Genomic DNA, 11366 nt, shown 5'->3' with positions numbered 1-11366 from the left:
GCTCATTCCCTCAGTGGGAGATCATCGCATTTGTTACGGACGTGGCTCATCATCACAGGAACGTGACTGAAGAATGCGTGTTCAATTTTCAAGGGGCGGGATAGCTTGAGGGCTGCTTTGAACGCTTGCCGAAGCTATGGCTGTATTGTAACCGATGCGGAACGAAATGAACAGGAACTCAGAGTTCACAATTTTTGAGGAAAATAGGAAGTATCGTTCCAGTTTCTCGATGAGCCGTCAAAAATATATTTCCTGACTTTATGTAAGAAATGAAGTATTATACTCGTAAGAAACTAACTTACGAGTATATAAATTCGATAAATACACTTTGGGGAGGGAACAAAATGAGCCGATTTTACTGCCGCGATGAGGAACTTCGGAAGTTAAATAAACGATATGAGAATACCGTAATGAAAAAATCGGTTTGGACGAACTGGAACTGATTCGGGAGTATGCAGCAGTCTTTGGGAAAGGAACAAACTACCACTACTACATTTTCTCGAAAGGCGGATTTACGGACGGACTACTTCAGGCACAGGAACGCGGAGAAGTACAGCTGCTTACCCTTGCCGATATTTTTGAATAACACAAGAAACGCTCTTGCCGGTGTAAAACTGGCAGGAGCGTTTCTTGTTGAAGTGATTATAAAAGACCTTTGATTTTTTCAAGATGATCTATAGCGGCTTGCAGTTCATTTTGAAACTGATCCCTAGAAGGATCTCGACCCAAAAGAAGATAATCCATACTGACATGGAAGTATTCTGCAATATCGATCAGGATTTTTACAGAGCCATTGGAGCTTCCCCTTTCAAGATCGCCGAGGTGTCGATGGGAAACACCAAGTTTTTCAGCAAGTTTTTCCTGCGATAACTTCGCATTTGTACGCAAAGTAAAAATACGGTTACCAATAGCATTCGGATCAAAGCTCATGTGTGACCTCCAAATTTTCGATAAAGCGTGAGAAGTCGAAAACTCGGAGTTGCTACGGATATCTAGCCGCTTGGGGCATCCACGAAAAACGGACAAACATAAAGCCTGCTCCTTTTTACGGGAGCAGGCTTCCTGAAGGCTAAAAAAATAGCCGGACAACAACCAACTGAGGGATCTTCAATGAAAATCTCTCAATCAGCTGTTGCCCGGCTATTTGGAGCACGTTTCATACATTGCCTTGCGGCAATGGCCCGTTGCTCGGAGCGAACAGTCCATATTCAGGGTGCAATGCACCCGTATTTGTTAAAATGACTGGAAAATCACCGGCATCTAAATGCCAGATCAAGTCTCAGGGTTTCTTTGCATCTATTGCACTTCACTTGTAGTATACCTGAACACCCCTCGATTTTTTGGTATAACTTATTTCCACAAACAGGGCAAAATCTCCAGCCTATGCTAAATTCTGCCTGCTGTGTAGTAGTCGGTGCTTTACCGGCAAAGGGACGGTTCTTTAACTGAATCATATTCATTCTCCAAATCGCATGATGTCCAATGGATGGCAGTGGATGGGTTTGCCTTTTATAACCTGCATCTGCTGCAGTCTGATCCTGATTGCAGACCAAGAAACCCCAATCCGTCGAGCCATCTCCAGAATTTTTTCATAGTTAGGGTCAGACACTGATTTGTACAGAATCCCATTTGGCAGAGTCAACGCTACACGTTCTATTTCGGCATTGATCAGAAATGTTGGCATCAGCAGCTCTGCTGCAAGGGTATCCGCCTGCCATTCTTCCCACGAGGGCTTTCCGTTTCTCTCCCGATAGGCAATGTGCCCACGGCACTTGACTGCTTTTCCGTAGTCGTTCGGAAACAGATCAGCCAAAATCTGATGTGCTGCTTCATGCGCTATTGTGAAATTCCGGCATCCAGTGCATCTGTCTGCCGCAAGAGCAGAATCGATTACGATATCCCTCGGCATAAATACTTCAACAAGCTTTGTTCCATCCTCAAGGGTTGCGGTGAAGCTACATCTCTGGAAAACCGTTAATCCAAGGATGTGACCATCGCTACACAGCGGCAACATCTACAGGTTCAGTCCAAGAACAGAATTTGCAAACTGCTCTGGGTTAATAGGAGCGGGGTCATTTTTGCTTATTCCGAAGAGTGCATAGTACATTTCAATATATTTGCCTGCTATGCACGAAAGTTCTGCACGCGATAAGTACCTTGCCATTACGAAGCACGGCTTTCCGGCACAGAGCAGTAGACTTCCACGAACCACTTGCCCTGCTCAAGCCAAAGATTTCGCTTCTGCCCGCAGATCAGGCAGGTGAAGCAGTGACCTTTTCCGCCAAGGCGCGATGTGCCATGCCTGACTGCCAAAACACGGTCAATTCCATAAGTGCGAGTCTTGTCATAGTTTATGGCAAGAGGACGGATCTTACCGTCAGGAGTAAAACGAACATCCACTTCGACGTATCTTTTCTCACGGCGAAGGTTGTAATCACCACACATCAGAAATCCTCCTTTTTGCAGATTTATCAGAATGCAGCGTGCATTACTTGCGAGTCATACTGCGTGCCACGAACTGTTTTTCGTTTAACAGAGGAACGGACACTGTATGCTTTTTCCACTCATCCATAGAGCAGGTTACTGCTTTGCACAGACGGCATTTTGTCCAGCCACCGGTTTCATCAAGATCCACATCATAATTCATGGTTCCGCACATTGGGCATCTTACATTTTCTTTTTTCATAATATCACCTCTCAGAGAAAACACCAAACAAGCACATTTTCGACGCAGTGTTAACACCAAAAAGCTGTTATTCGTGGATTTGATTCGATTATATACCTACTTTATGGAGATGTCAATTACGCATTTGTCGCTATTTTGGAGATTTCTTGTTGATTTCTTATGTTTTCTATACTATAATAGAGCTACCGGATCACAAAGGAGTGTTCTTGCTATGAAAAAGAAAACTGCGCTCACCAAAATGCACATAGCCCCATCCACAGTGCGCTATGATGCAGTCGCCGCAAGGGATAGTAATGAGGTTGGTCTGATTCTCGCAGCTGTACGAAAAAGGAATGGCTATTCACTTGTAACTTTCTCCGAACTTCTCCGCCACTATGGCGTCGATGTCAGTGACAAGGGAATCAGTAAATGGGAAAAAGGATACACCACTCCCAGCATCTACCAACTGGTTGCAATCTGCCACGCATTGAACATCAAGGAAGGACCTTCCTACTTTACAAAGACCTTTCAGAAACCCGCCCTTCTAAATGCCATCGGGCAAAAAAAAGTCGCCGAGTACGAAATGGACTTGATTGCATCTCGGCGCTACCAGCCAGGCACAGAAGAGCCTGCGAAAATCGACTGCATAACGATGCCAGTATCAGAGTTGCCAGTATCGGCAGGTCTAGGAGCTTTTCTTGAAGGTGAAATGTTTCAACAGATACAGGTGCCTGCCAGTAGCGTTCCGGCAGGGACTGAGTTTGGGATATACGTTAGTGGCGATAGTATGGAGCCGCGTTATCATGACGGACAAATCGTATGGGTGAAGCGCTGCGAAGAACTTGAATGCGGGGATATCGGGATATTCGTATATGATGACTGTGGATATCTGAAAAAATACGATGAACATACCCCAGATAAGTCTCAAGCAGAGTTCTTTACCGACAGCTATGGCGTGGTGCATAACCAACCGGTTTTGGTTTCTCTTAACACCAAATATTCACCGATCCTTATATCTCCAGAGCAAAGATTCGAGGTTGTTGGAAAAGTTTTGAACTAAAAAGATGGGAGGGATTTTCGTGGATACGATCAAGCGTGTTCAGGATTTGATGCAAGCGCGTGATATGAATCTGTGTGTGTTGGCAAAGAAATGCGGAATATCGTATTCCACGATCCAAACCACTGCTCGTCGGGGAGGCCAGTTAAGCGTAGAGACGATTGAAAGAATCTGTCTGGGTTTGGAAATTACACTAAAAGACTTCTTTGATTCCTCATATTTGTAGTAAAAAGCCGCTCACCATGCTGGAAACCTGCACGGTGAGCGGCTTTAATACTGCTTCTATTTATCCTTTGGCAACCTCCAGATAAACGCTATTCTCCATGCTCATTACTATTGAAGGAATATACGGGATCGTATTGTCATTATACCGTGTGGAAATAGTGGTCGATTTCATCTCTGTATGAGTTGCTAAATCATAAAGTGACCAGTTGCGTTCTTTACGGTGGGCGGTTATAGTATTCAGAATATTATCCGCCGCCGCTCCTCACTTTCACACAATAAACTTTTGCTTATTATACTGTACTACGCAAAAAACATAAGCCTTCTCGTCGCATAAAAAGTACGAAGTTCGGGAGTGCTAAAATCATGGATAGCCTGTCCGCATTTGACGATTTATACACTGCCATCGAAGCGTGCCTCATTTACCCTGATGAAGTCATCGATCGTTTGGCACGGGCATTCTACCCAGCCATCCTTGTCTGCTGGAACAGCGAGGAAGGCCAGCGTGAGTTTGCTGCATGGCAGGCGGAACAGGTTCATCTTGCTGGAAAAGAGAAGCAGGAAGTTCCCGCTGGGGAACTCCCTGCTGTACATATCATTCTTGTCTGTGGCTTTTGGCAGGGTACGTCCGGGTGGGCGCACCCTGTTTTTTTGTTTTTAATAAACAAGATGGAGCAAATCGGCCAGTACGATCATAGCAACAATTATAGCAAAAAGAAACACGGGCAATCAATCTCCGGGCTGTGATATGGGATTACCCGGCCAAATTGATTCTTTTCCGCAAGCTCCCGGCACTGCATTGCATCCAGATGCACCGGATACCGCAGGAAGAGCATCTGCCCGTTTTTCAGCATTTCTGCGCTCAGGCTGCCCGCATCCGGGGTGCCTGTCATGATGCCGTGTGCTCCGTGCGCCACCATTTCGCGGGCGCGCTGCCCGGCTTTTCCTGCCAGCTGCGGTCCGCTGAGAAAGACAACGCTTTTTTCCCGGCTGAGGAAAGCATCCGGCTGCACCCAGTCCGCAAAATGCGGCGGCACAGGCAACAGCCACGGTCCACCCAGCTGGATCTGCTGTAGCTGACGAAGGAAATGCGCATCGCCGTAAAATTTCAGATTCGGTGCAAAGCGTTTCAGCAACAGAAGGATCTCCGGCCCTCGGCCATATTTCGGCACCGGGAAGAACAGGAGCTGTGTCTGTTTCAGGCACTGCACGGTCTCCACACAGAGTTTTTTGACGCAAGTGTTCCAGTCTGCGTCCGTGCTGCCGTAAGCCGCATCCAGAACGGCCAGATCTGCCGTCTGGCTCCGCAGCGGGTCACAGGGGTAGAGCGGGCTGTGCTCTGCATAGTCGCCAGAAAAGAGAATGCTCTTTCCGTTCCATTCAAATCGCAGCCAGACGCTGCCTGCGCAGTGCCCGGAACGCCCCCATGTGACCTGCAGGCCGGGCAGTTCCGGCACAGAGCCGGAGCCTTTGCAAGGGCAGAGACTTTCCAGCGTTTGGATATGATTCAAGGAAAAGGGCAGTTGGGTCAGAGTAGGCAGCGTAGCATAGACCGGCCCCTGATACCCCTGCTGCGCCAGCCACGGCAGCGCCCCGGTGTGGTCTGCGTGGCTGTGGGTCAGAAAGACAGCCCGCAGTTTTTGAATCTGCTCTGCATTCAGCCGGGGCAGGTCGTCCTCTGCGCCAGCCAGCAGACCGCAATCCACCAGAAAAGCAGCACTATTCTGTTCCACATAAAAGCAGTTGCGGCCATGTTCGCCGCAGCCCCCGGCAATAAAAAGTTCCATCTCAATGCACCTTCCGATGATCGATCACCGTGTTCAAGATCAGCAGTGCCGTGGTCGAAAACAACACACACAGCACCGCCATCGCCATGCCAACCGAAACGCTGCCCTGCTCAAATTCCCGCACGATAAAGGTGGAGACCACCAGTGTGTTGGGCGGAGCGATCAGACTTGCCGTTACCAGTTCCCGGAAAGCGATGATGAAGGTCATCATCCAGCCGGTGGCGATGCCCTGCCGGATCAGCGGCAGGGTGATACGCCGCAGGATGTAAACCGGGCTTCCGCCGAACACCTGTCCTGCCGCCATCAGGCTGTCACTGATTTGGGTAGGCGAAGATCTCAGCCACTTCGTCTACTCCCAAAATGGGATAAAGCGACTTGCGTTCTGCAGGCATGAGCGCTTCCAAAGCATCCGCCAGATCTTTTTCATGGTAATCCGACAGTTTTTCGGCCAGTTCAGCCTGAGGTATATTGCCATGAATGATGTTCAAAATTTCCTGCACATAGTTTTTCTGCATGATCTGTCCTCTTGATTCTGTTATGTCAATCAAAAAATATCGTTTCACTTCAAAAATTCGAATTCTATCATAGCACGTCCGTCCTGTGACAGCCACCATTCCGGTGTAAACCCTTTGTAAAATCAGATATAAAAAATTCCCGTCAAAGCAGCAGACTTTGACGGGACGAAAGAAGAAAAGAAAGATACTCAATTGATGCACAGAGCCATTCAAGCTATAACCTGATCTCTTGCACAGAGCATACGTTGATGCCGCTCTGCCCTGTACCATGGCAGATAAAGAAGCAACAGGACTGCAGCAAGAACCGGCAGAAAGCCCAGTAGATAAAAACGTTCTCCAAAGCAGTGGGCGAAAAAGGCAGTAATCGCATTGCCCTGCGGATCATTGAGAAAGAAAAAGTTTGTTTTCAGCAGCCGATTCAGGAAAAAGATCGGCGTTGCGATTGCACACAGAAACGCCAGTACCCAGCGGATATGATGCACCTGCGGGCGAAATCCGCCAGCAAGCAGAAGGACCGGATAGAGGATCAGCAGAACGTGAATGCTATAGGAATGCAGATGCAGCAGGTTCCAGACCGGGAGCCGCTGCCATGAGGGGCTCAACATTGCGACTACTGCTCCCGGAATACAGAGCGCATAAAGGATTTCCTTGCTCCAACGGCTCTGGTGTATGGCATCGTACCAGCAGACAAAGATGTTGATGCTGCACAGGTGGAGAGGCAGATAGGTCACGTTCCATTGACCGGTGTACAGCAGGACGGTCTGCTTCATAAACTCATCGGCCAGCATCAGGACAAACACAGCGCGAAGGATCTGATGCCGGGTCACTTCCCTGCAGCGGTAGTAGATCACCGCACAGAGAAAAATGACCGCCGCTGCTCCCAGCAATTCTGCCCAATGCGTTGCACTGAACAAAGAGAAGGCGCGGTAATCCGCCCCGCGTTCTGCCTGTATCGTCTGCACGGATTTCCAGAAATCTTCCATAGGATTCTCCCTTTCTGCGATTTCATTCTACAATAAAATTGTATCATCGAAATCCAGTCGAAGAAACCGTGCTGCGGTCAAATCTGTGTGAAATCCGAGTGCATCTCACTTCAGACTGGAGTGCACGTTGGCCTGATAGGCTTCCTCGTAGAACTGTGCCTGACAATCCACGGCATCGGCACCGGGCATCCGGCGGACATAGCTGCCGTCCGGCTGCTGCACGCGGGCGTTGCAGTTGTCGGCCAGCATCGTGTCAAAGATGTGCTGCAAACGTGCCTTCAGAGCCGGAGCCGTGACCGGAGCCGCGATTTCCACGCGGCGGAGCGTAGAGCGGGTCATCCAGTCTGCCGAGCCGATGTAGTACCGGGCACGCTCTCCCTGTCCGAAAATGTAGATGCGGGAATGCTCCAGATAGCGGCCCACGATGCTGATGATATGGATATTCTCGGTCTCATCCGGGACACCGGCACGCAGGCAGCAGATGCCGCGCACCACCATATCGATGTAGACGCCCGCCTGACTTGCCTCGATGAGCTTGTTGATGAGCACTTTGTCGGTCAGGCTGTTGATCTTGATGCCGATGTAGCCGCCCTCGCCGCGGGCGGCAGCTTTGATCTCACCGTCTATCCGATTCAGCAGACGGTTCTGTAAGCAATGAGGCGCCACCAGCAGGTTCTTGACCGAATCCACCGTTTCGCCCTGATCCAGTGCGCGGAACACTTCGGTGGCTTCCAGACCGATTTCCTTGGATGCGGTCAGGAAAGAAAGGTCGGTGTACAGGCGGCTGGTCTTTTCGTTGTAGTTGCCGGTGCCGATCTGGGTGATGAAGGAAATACCCTCCTTCGTTTTGCGGGTGATCAGGCAGAGCTTGGAGTGGACTTTCAGCCCTTCAATGCCATACACCACATGACAGCCGGCACGTTCCAGCAGGCGGGACCACTCGATGTTGTTTTCCTCATCAAAGCGGGCTTTCAGCTCCACCAGAACATCCACCTGCTTGCCGTTTTCGGCGGCTTCCACCAGTGCATCCACCACCTTGCTGTGGTTGGCCAGACGATAAAGAGTCATCTTGATGGAGACCACGTCCGGGTCGCAGGCGGCCTCGTGCAGCAGCTGCAGGAAGGGACGGATGCTCTCATACGGATAGTGAATCAACTTGTCCTCTTCCAGGATCTGCGGAATGATGGGCTTGCGCTCGTCCAGTGCAGGGCTGGGCTGCGGGTGGCGGGGCGCAAAGAACAGGTCGGTGTGGCTGCGCAGCTGATCCTCGATCTGGAACAGGAAAGAGTGATCCAGCGGAGAATCGTATTCAAACACCCGCTTGGGGTCCAGTTTCAGGTTTTTGCACAGGGACTGGATAATTTCTTCGTCGATCTCACGGCTCAGTTCCAGACGGACAGGTGCCAGCTTTTTGCGCTTCTTGACCACTTCGGCCATGTGATCCCGGTAGTTCAGGTCTTCGTCATAGATCAGGTCGGCGTCAATATCCGCATTGCGGGTGATGCGGGCCAGCGTTTTGCTGGTGACCTTATAGCCCTTGTAGAGCAGTGGCAGGAAGTGCAGGATCAGTTCTTCCGACAGGATAAAGCAGCCAGTACGGCCCGGCACCGGCACCAGCCGGGGGAAGATCTCATTGCCGCAGGGCACAATGCCGATCTTCTTCTTTTCTGCCTTGGTGCTCAGCACCGCAACCGCATAGATGCCCTTGTTTTTCAGGAACGGAAATGCCTGCTTTTTGCTGATGATGAAACTAGACAGCAGCGGCAGGTAGTCCTGCCGGAACAGCTTTTCCAGTTCGGTACGGCTTTCTTCCTCCATATGGGCAAAGTCCAGCAGACGGATCCCCTGCTCTGCAAGCTGTTCCAGCAGACCATTATAAGCAGCGTCCCGGCGGGCTGTCAGCTTGTGGATAAAAGCCAGCGCTGCATCGATCTGTTCGCCGCTGGTCATATTCGTCTTATTTTCCCGTGCGTTTTTGTCCAGCAGCATCTGGTCTTGCAAGCTGCCGATGCGCACCATGAAAAATTCATCCAGATTGCTCTGGAAAATCGACAAAAAACTCAGCCGTTCACACAACGGCAGACGGGAATCCTCTGCCTCCTCCAGAACGCGTTCGTTGAACCGCAGCCACGAAAGCTCACGGTTTGCATAGCAATGATAGGTGTTTTCCATATTCCTCTTCCTTTTCTCTGACCGGAATGCTTCGGATTGCATGATACAAACGTTTTTATTGTACCGTGCAAATGTAAAATCAGAAATCAGGAATGTGTCTGGAATATGTAAAATCGCTTCTGCACACAGATTTTACCGCAATTTGATTGCAACCGCCTCGAAATCATCTTACAATAGTAGATACTTTCTTTTAATATATGAATCGGGGGCAGAGAACCATGACGTATAAAGACATCAAACACAATGAGGAAGTCAACGAACTGCTGAAAAAAGGCAACCAGAATCTAGGCCTGCTGGGCTACACCGAGCACTCACAAGCCCATTGTGTCCGGGTGGCAGAGACCGCCGCCCACATCCTGAAAAAATTCGGCTATCCGGAGCACGACATCGAGCTTGCCCGGATCGCAGGCTATATGCACGACATCGGAAACGCCATCAACCGCAGCCGTCACGCCGAATACGGCGGGCTACTGGCCAACGAGATTCTGAAGCAATATGACCTGAGCGTCCCGGACCGCATCACCATCGTGTCCGCCATTTCCAACCACGATGAATCCACCGGCGGGGCCGTGGATCCCATCTCGGCAGCACTCATCATCGGCGACAAGACTGATGTGCGCCGCAGCCGTGTGCGGGAAAAGCCCAAAGCATCCTTCGACATCCATGACCGGGTCAACTATGCGGTCACAGACCAGACCCTGAAGATCAACACCGAGAAAAAAGTCATCTCGCTGAATCTGCAAATCGACACCGATATTTGCAGCATGTACGAATATTTTGAGATTTTCCTGCAGCGGATGCTGATGTGCCGCGGGGCTGCCGATATGCTGGGAGCAACCTTCAAGTTGACGGCCAATGGGGCCAAAGTTCTTTAATGTGTGGCCATCTCCGCAAAGAACAGGAACTAGCCTTTATAATAAAAAACAAAAAGTCCCGCCTGAAAGTAAAGCCTTCACTTTCAGGCGGGGTGTCTTTCAATATGACTGCTATGGCGGCATGCGTGACCATACCCTGTCAGATACAGCGTACTCCAGAGGTTATCTTCCGAGGCGTGCAGATAATCATAGGTCAGGTTTTCATCCACACGCTCAACGATGCAACCACCCGCCATCAGCGTTTCCAGTTTTTTTGTGATCGTATTGCCGGCATAGTCGATAAAGGAACGGATGATGGCATTTCTTCCTTGGTCAAAATGCGCTTGGTCACCCGCTCGGTGCGCTGCTTTTCTGCGGCAAGTTGCTCATCATAACGGCAGCAATAAGAGCGGGGCCTTGCAAAAGGCTCCACTCTTATCATAACGGACAGATTGTATGGGTGAAGCGCTGCGAAGAACTTGAATGCGGGGATATCGGTATATTCGTATATGATGACTGTGGATATCTGAAAAAATACGATGAACATACCCCAGACAAATCCCAAGCAGAGTTCCTTACCGACAGCTATGGCGTGGTGCATAACCAACCGGTTTTGGTTTCTCTTAACACCAAATATTCGCCGATCCTTATATCTCCAGAGCAAAGATTCGAGGTTGTTGGAAAAGTTTTGAACTAAAAAGATGGGAGGAGTTTTCGTGGATACGATCAAGCGTGTTCAGGATTTGATGCAAGTGCGTGATATGAATCTATGTGTATTGGCAAAGAAATGCGGAATATCGTACTCCACGATTCAAACCACCGCCCGTCGGGGAGGGCAGTTAAGCGTAGAGACGATTGAAAGAATTTGTCAGGGTTTAGGAATTACATTAAAAGACTTCTTCGATTCCTCCTACCTGTAAATATAGGGGCAGCAAAAAAAGCCGTTCGCCACGCTGGAAAATCTGCGTGGTGAACGGCTTTAATACTGCTTCTATTTATCCTTTGGCAATCTCCAGATAAACGCTAATCTCCATGATTGTTACCATTGAAGGAATACATTTGCGACGATCTTCGGGCATACCGAATAAGATTTGCATTGTCAGTTGAAAAC

16 protein-coding genes are annotated in these 11366 nt (G+C 49.5%); 6 read left to right on the top strand and 10 right to left on the bottom strand.

Annotation, left to right across the window (positions count from 1 at the left end; all coding sequences use genetic code 11):
* The first annotated feature begins 424 nt into the window (after positions 1 to 424).
* Complete coding sequence (locus WMO44_RS11300; RefSeq protein ID WP_005946444.1) at positions 425 to 586, top strand: hypothetical protein; 162 nt, start codon at positions 425 to 427, stop codon at positions 584 to 586.
* Between the two features lie 56 nt (positions 587 to 642).
* On the opposite strand, the gene WMO44_RS11295 is transcribed toward WMO44_RS11300, so the two are convergent.
* From WMO44_RS11295 to WMO44_RS11280, 4 genes are all read right to left on the bottom strand, one after another.
* The gene (locus WMO44_RS11295; protein WP_005928332.1) at positions 643 to 930 is read right to left on the bottom strand and encodes a helix-turn-helix domain-containing protein; all 288 of its coding nucleotides are present in this window, start codon (positions 928 to 930) and stop codon (positions 643 to 645) included.
* A gap of 526 nt (positions 931 to 1456) precedes the next feature.
* A complete protein-coding gene (locus tag WMO44_RS11290; RefSeq protein ID WP_349152644.1) occupies positions 1457 to 1909 on the bottom strand; it encodes an ImmA/IrrE family metallo-endopeptidase in 453 nt (150 codons plus the stop codon).
* A gap of 254 nt (positions 1910 to 2163) precedes the next feature.
* Positions 2164 to 2445 carry a hypothetical protein gene (locus WMO44_RS11285; protein ID WP_112145407.1) on the bottom strand — a complete coding sequence of 94 codons (282 nt, stop codon included), beginning with the start codon at positions 2443 to 2445 and terminating at the stop codon, positions 2164 to 2166.
* A gap of 43 nt (positions 2446 to 2488) precedes the next feature.
* Complete coding sequence (locus WMO44_RS11280; RefSeq protein WP_349152643.1) at positions 2489 to 2686, bottom strand: hypothetical protein; 198 nt, start codon at positions 2684 to 2686, stop codon at positions 2489 to 2491.
* Between the two features lie 211 nt (positions 2687 to 2897).
* Between WMO44_RS11280 and WMO44_RS11275 the strand changes: the two genes are divergently transcribed.
* From WMO44_RS11275 to WMO44_RS11265, 3 genes are all read left to right on the top strand, one after another.
* Positions 2898 to 3725, top strand: a complete 828-nt coding sequence (locus WMO44_RS11275; protein WP_207686077.1) for an XRE family transcriptional regulator — start codon at positions 2898 to 2900, stop codon at positions 3723 to 3725.
* A 19-nt stretch (positions 3726 to 3744) separates the two neighbouring features.
* A complete protein-coding gene (locus WMO44_RS11270; RefSeq protein ID WP_249253785.1) occupies positions 3745 to 3948 on the top strand; it encodes a helix-turn-helix domain-containing protein in 204 nt (67 codons plus the stop codon).
* Between the two features lie 362 nt (positions 3949 to 4310).
* Entirely contained in the window at positions 4311 to 4691 is a 381-nt protein-coding gene (locus WMO44_RS11265; protein WP_349152642.1) for a hypothetical protein, read from the top strand.
* Here WMO44_RS11265 and WMO44_RS11260 read toward each other — a convergent pair.
* From WMO44_RS11260 to ppk1, 5 genes are all read right to left on the bottom strand, one after another.
* A complete protein-coding gene (locus tag WMO44_RS11260; protein ID WP_112115026.1) occupies positions 4649 to 5731 on the bottom strand; it encodes an MBL fold metallo-hydrolase in 1083 nt (360 codons plus the stop codon). The two genes, WMO44_RS11265 and WMO44_RS11260, sit on opposite strands and share 43 nt — an antisense overlap.
* A 1-nt stretch (position 5732) precedes the next feature.
* Positions 5733 to 6035, bottom strand: a complete 303-nt coding sequence (locus WMO44_RS11255; protein ID WP_263287012.1) for an ABC transporter permease subunit — start codon at positions 6033 to 6035, stop codon at positions 5733 to 5735.
* A gap of 7 nt (positions 6036 to 6042) precedes the next feature.
* Positions 6043 to 6246 (bottom strand): hypothetical protein, encoded by a 204-nt coding sequence (locus tag WMO44_RS11250; RefSeq protein WP_223388102.1) that lies wholly within the window; start codon positions 6244 to 6246, stop codon positions 6043 to 6045.
* A 209-nt stretch (positions 6247 to 6455) separates the two neighbouring features.
* Entirely contained in the window at positions 6456 to 7229 is a 774-nt protein-coding gene (locus tag WMO44_RS11245) for a YwaF family protein (protein WP_223388101.1), read from the bottom strand.
* A gap of 105 nt (positions 7230 to 7334) precedes the next feature.
* Positions 7335 to 9443, bottom strand: a complete 2109-nt coding sequence (gene ppk1, locus WMO44_RS11240) for a polyphosphate kinase 1 (protein WP_112115031.1) — start codon at positions 9441 to 9443, stop codon at positions 7335 to 7337.
* 176 nt (positions 9444 to 9619) lie between these two features.
* Between ppk1 and WMO44_RS11235 the strand changes: the two genes are divergently transcribed.
* Positions 9620 to 10276 (top strand): HD domain-containing protein, encoded by a 657-nt coding sequence (locus WMO44_RS11235; RefSeq protein ID WP_015536750.1) that lies wholly within the window; start codon positions 9620 to 9622, stop codon positions 10274 to 10276.
* Positions 10277 to 10511: 235 nt separating this feature from the next.
* Here the strand turns inward: WMO44_RS11235 and WMO44_RS11230 are convergent, their stop codons facing one another.
* The gene (locus WMO44_RS11230; RefSeq protein ID WP_349152641.1) at positions 10512 to 10802 is read right to left on the bottom strand and encodes a hypothetical protein; all 291 of its coding nucleotides are present in this window, start codon (positions 10800 to 10802) and stop codon (positions 10512 to 10514) included.
* 169 nt (positions 10803 to 10971) lie between these two features.
* Between WMO44_RS11230 and WMO44_RS11225 the strand changes: the two genes are divergently transcribed.
* Positions 10972 to 11175 carry a helix-turn-helix domain-containing protein gene (locus WMO44_RS11225; protein ID WP_223383275.1) on the top strand — a complete coding sequence of 68 codons (204 nt, stop codon included), beginning with the start codon at positions 10972 to 10974 and terminating at the stop codon, positions 11173 to 11175.
* The last annotated feature ends 191 nt before the right edge of the window (positions 11176 to 11366 follow it).

This window comes from Faecalibacterium tardum, assembly GCF_040096515.1.
GTDB classification, from domain to species: domain Bacteria; phylum Bacillota; class Clostridia; order Oscillospirales; family Ruminococcaceae; genus Faecalibacterium; species Faecalibacterium tardum.
The sequence above is the reverse complement of the archived record's forward strand: the minus strand, read 5'-3'. Positions and strand labels throughout refer to the sequence as shown.